Raw genomic sequence first — 4,262 nt, 5'->3', positions numbered from 1 at the left:
TTATGTGGAATCTGACTTGTCAAGGTCATTGGCAGTGCCAGCGACTGCCGGCCCGCACTCGGCGGGAAGGTGGGCGACGACCAAGGCGACTGCGTCACGCGGGTTGTCAGCCTCTCCGATGTCCGCAGGTCCGTGAGGCGAACGGGTCTTCCACCAGGTGACGCGGTATCTCCCGTCGACGGGAGTAACCACTGGAACGTCGTGGGTGTAGGGGAATCCGGTGCAGCGGCTGAAGTTCAGCGACCTGTGGCTGTGGAAGGGGAACAAGGCTCGCAGCTGTGGCTGGGCGTATGACGCTTCGATAAGGTCGTGGTCGACGTGTGGCGCCGTGGCCTGGCGGTAGATCGTCCACATGGTTTCGACCGAGGTGCCGCGCTCGTGGGCCTCCGCGAGCGGGCTGTAGCGGACGAACGGGCATGCGGATCGCAGATCTTCCAGGTTGGCGCCGCACTGCCAGACCCCGGTAGCTGTGGCGGCTTCGTTCAAGCTGGTTGTTGTGCCCTTGGCCATCATGACACCGCGTTCCCAGAAGTTCATGACGAAGCATCGTTCCTGGATGCCCAGGTGAACGCTCGTCGTCCGGCTGTCACTGTCCGCCCGGGCCCCTGACCGCTTCCACCCTGGAGCTCGTTCGGGGAGCACATCGAACCGATATCCGGCCTGGTCAACGCCTTTCTGCAGGGCGATCTGGAGCATGCCGTCCTGACCGAGTTCGGGATAGAGACTGGCCAGGTCCGGAGCAGATTGAGACGTCACACTTCACCCTTCAGTTGGTGCCGCCGGTCGTGAACGGCTCTTGGTAGCTCCCCGCCGGCTGCTTGCTGTGCCGGACCTCGACGACCGGAAGCAACGTGGCTGTCGCGGGTACTCCGAGCTGGCGAGGTGTCGGGCCAGCCGGGGTAGGGACGTCTGTGAGTCGTGCCAGGAGTTGGTCGAGGGCAGCTTGGCCGTCGTCGACAGCGGCGCGTTCGTCGTCGGTGAGGGGGATATTGGCCAGCATCTTCTGCAGATTCTCCTTGGCCTCCAGCAGTTGGCCGCGGCTGGAGTTCTTCGGGGTGTAGAAGTCGCAGCGCGCGCAGGCCATCCGGTGCTGGCACTGCTCGAAGAAGCTGTAGGTGCACCAGCCGTGGCCCAGGTCGTAGTACTGCCAGGGCTCGCCTGCGGCGGCGGCACCGGAGGCCACCGCGTCGCGGTCGACGAGAACCTCGATGGTGCGGACGTTCCTGGCGAAGTATCCGGCGTCGTTGTAGGCCCTGGCCAGGGTGTTCGGGGTGATCTTCGCGTAGTGGGCGGTCGCCTCCGGAGTGCGATGGCCGAGCCATTCCTGCAGCTCGAACAGAGTCATGGGCTCCTTGGCGTTGTAGAGCTGGCTGGCGATCGTGGACCGGGCCCGGTGGCTGGTGATGTTGCCACGGACGTCGGCGGTGGGGACGCCGGCCTTGCGGCAGAGCATCGGGATGATCGCCGTGTTGATGTAGTGCTTGGCGACCCGGCGGGCCCGGTGGGCGAACAGGAAGTCGGCCAACTCGCCGGTCTTGCGGTCGAGCATCTGCGGCTGGACGGGCCTGACGGCCTGCCATGCCTCGATGGCCTTGCCCAGGAGCGGGTCGACGGGCTTGGTGAACGCGGTGCCGGTCTTGTGGGTCGGGACGTCCAGCAAGCAGACCGCGTCGCGGGCCAGGACCTCGCCCGAGTCACCCGGGATGGGCAGGCCGTCGTGCTGCCAGCGGATGCAGCCCACCCGCAGCCGGGCGATCTCATCACTTCGCTGGCCGGCGAAGAGCCAGGCCAAGGTGATGGCCCGGATCAGCTCGACCGGGTAGGTGCGGCCGTCCGAAGTCGGCAGGTCACCGGTTTCGACGTTCAGGCCCGCCCACAGCAGCTTCGCCCAGATGTCATCGGCGATCACCCGCGGGTCCGGGCCCATCAACGCCCGGACGCTCCGTGGGGTCCGCAGGGCCTGGGCGGGGTCGAAGCGCCGCGGGACCAACTCCCATTCGTGCAGGTCGCGGAAGAACGCGCGGGGCACCTTGAGGTAACCGGACTTCGACTGCGCGGTGAGCGGTTTGCCGATACGGTCCTGCGAACGCATGCCGTGCGTCCACTGGGAGAAGTCGCCGACCGCCATCCGGTCCACCGCCGCGACCCAGGACGCGCAGGTCTGGCGGGTCCACTGACCTGGCTCGGTGATCTCGGGGTGCTCGGCAACCAGCCACCGGCCGATCTTCGCGAGGACGCTGCGGTAGCTCCTGCGGATCTTCGGGGTCAGCGTCGAGGTCGCGTACCACCGCTCGACCCACCCCGCCCATCCGCTCGGCACTCCCTCCATCGCCGCCGGCCCGGCCTCGTGGCTCGGCCTCGGCGGGTCCGCGTGGCCGAGCGCCGCGACCGCCCGGTGGACGCCGTGCAGGTCCTTGCCCCACTGCCCGCCCATCGCTGGGCTCTCACGTAGTTCGCCCAGGGCCTCGGTGGACAGGTCCTCCAGCCGCGGACTGCGGTTCAACAGCAGTACCTGGCAGACCACCGTCTCCAGCTTCTGGGCATCGCGGCGATACCCCCACTCGGCCAGCACCGTGCAGACCTGCCCGACAGCCGCATCCACGGGCCCGGCCCCGAACACCCGGCGGGCCAGGCTCGGCCGCATGAACCGACCGAGCCGCTCGAAGGCCGTGAACTCGCCGAGCAGGTAGGCATAGGCGATCAGGAACGGCCGGGCATTGGGGCCGATCTGCCCGCCCCAGTGACGCCGGAACTCGGCGCCGTCCGCGTTGATCAGGTCCACCCAGTCCTGCACCGACCAACCCCAGAAGGCCCGGCGGAGCTCGCCACTGCGGAGGAGGATGAGTCCTGCCGCATCGCGTGCGTACCGGCGCTGATGGCGGTCGTCCAGTGGCCAGTGCAGGGCGGCAACGACATCAGCGAGCGGCCGGACCAGCCGGGCGGCCGGCCGCAGAGACACGAGGTCCGCGGCCAGGTCGTGGCGGCGGACCTCATCGATGCTGCAGTTCCGCAGGGCCTCCGCCTCAGCCTCGGTGAGTAGGCCCCGCCGGTCATACCCGGGGAGGTCGACCGGCCATGCCCAGACGGGTGCGGTCGTTGGGATCGACTGGGCGGTCACTGGGCGACCGTCCCTGCGGTCTGGGCAGCCCGGGTGAGCATGTCCACGCGCCAGGAATGGATCTGCTGCATGCCGCGGTTCAGCTTCTCCGCCAGGTCCCGGCCGGACAGGTGGATGTAGGCCAGTGTCGACTCGGTGCTGCGGTGGCCCGCGAAGGTGGCGATCGCGTGCAGTTCCCAGCCCATCCTTGCCAGGTCGGTCAAGCACAGATGCCGGGTGGTATGTGTCGAGAAGCGCGGCAGGTCAGCGGCGAGGGCGACGCGCCGGACCACCTTGGACCAGGTCCACAGGGTCAGCGGCTGACCAAAGTTGCGGCGCGACTCCGACAGGAACAGCGGGCCACGAGCCCGGCTGATCGAGGCCCGGTGCGCGAGGTAGCCCGACAACAGGACCCCGGTCGCCGCCGAGTACGGAACAACGCGCTCGCGCCGGGTCTTCGTTGTCTCTGCGCGGACCCGAAGCGTGCGGTGGGCGGGGTCGAGGTCGTCGGTCCGCAGGGAGCACAGTTCTTCGCGTCGAAGTGCCGCGTCGTAGGCCAACGCCAGCATGACGCGGTTGCGCACCGGCTCCTCCCGCACGACGTCCAACAGGTCCAGCCACTGCTCCTCGCTCGGGATCCACGGCAGCTTCGTCAAGCGCGGGACCAGTCCCCGCTGGTGGCCGCCGAACTGGCGGCCGGGTGTGTAGCGGCCGCGGCCCACCGGGTTGGACTCCCGCAAGCCTTCCTCGATGAGGTAGTCGTAGAACAACCGCACCGGCACCAGCCGCTGCTGCAGCGTCGCGGTCGCCAGGCCGACCCCGGAGTCCAGCGCGACCACGTTGCTCCCCCTGCGGCTCGGCCGGGTGGACAGCTCTTTCACGAATGCGGCCACCTGCAGTCGGTTCGCGGCGACCGGATCGACGCCGTCCCGCTCACAGACGGACAGGTACTCGGCCAAACCCCGCGCGTACGCATCGATCGTGCGCGGGGCCCGCCCCAGATCCGTCCACACTCGCAGCCACTCAGCCGCCCGCTCATGCCGACCCAGGACCGGCCACTTCTCCTCCAGCACCACCGCGCTGCCCAAAGGATCTCCTCAGTACGTGGGAACGCCGCAGGATACGAGACGCATCCTGCGACACCAGATTCCACGTAACTTGTAGG

General features: G+C 68.5%; 3 protein-coding genes. All 3 read right to left on the bottom strand.

The window, feature by feature from the left end; translation table 11 throughout:
* The 3 genes from ACGFYY_RS42235 to ACGFYY_RS42225 all read right to left on the bottom strand — a co-directional run bounded on the left by ACGFYY_RS42235 (window position 1) and on the right by ACGFYY_RS42225 (window position 4,185).
* Window positions 1–696, bottom strand: a complete 696-nt coding sequence (locus ACGFYY_RS42235) for a DUF6193 family natural product biosynthesis protein (RefSeq protein ID WP_393717946.1) — start codon at window positions 694–696, stop codon at window positions 1–3.
* Between the two features lie 70 nt (window positions 697–766).
* Window positions 767–3,118 (bottom strand): tyrosine-type recombinase/integrase, encoded by a 2,352-nt coding sequence (locus ACGFYY_RS42230; protein ID WP_393717944.1) that lies wholly within the window; start codon window positions 3,116–3,118, stop codon window positions 767–769.
* Window positions 3,115–4,185 carry a tyrosine-type recombinase/integrase gene (locus ACGFYY_RS42225; RefSeq protein ID WP_393717942.1) on the bottom strand — a complete coding sequence of 357 codons (1,071 nt, stop codon included), beginning with the start codon at window positions 4,183–4,185 and terminating at the stop codon, window positions 3,115–3,117. Before ACGFYY_RS42225 ends, ACGFYY_RS42230 begins: the two co-directional genes overlap by 4 nt.
* Between the last annotated feature and the right edge of the window lie 77 nt (window positions 4,186–4,262).

It is taken from the genome of Streptomyces sp. NPDC048331 (genome assembly GCF_043201215.1).
Taxonomy (GTDB): domain Bacteria; phylum Actinomycetota; class Actinomycetes; order Streptomycetales; family Streptomycetaceae; genus Streptomyces.
This window is presented reverse-complemented; position numbering and strand designations above follow the sequence as displayed.

What these genes read in the sequence shown, in the direction of transcription:
- ACGFYY_RS42235 (WP_393717946.1), bottom strand. Translation starts at nt 696, where the DNA reads ATGCTCCAGATCGCCCTGCAGAAAGGCGTTGACCAGGCCGGATATCGG.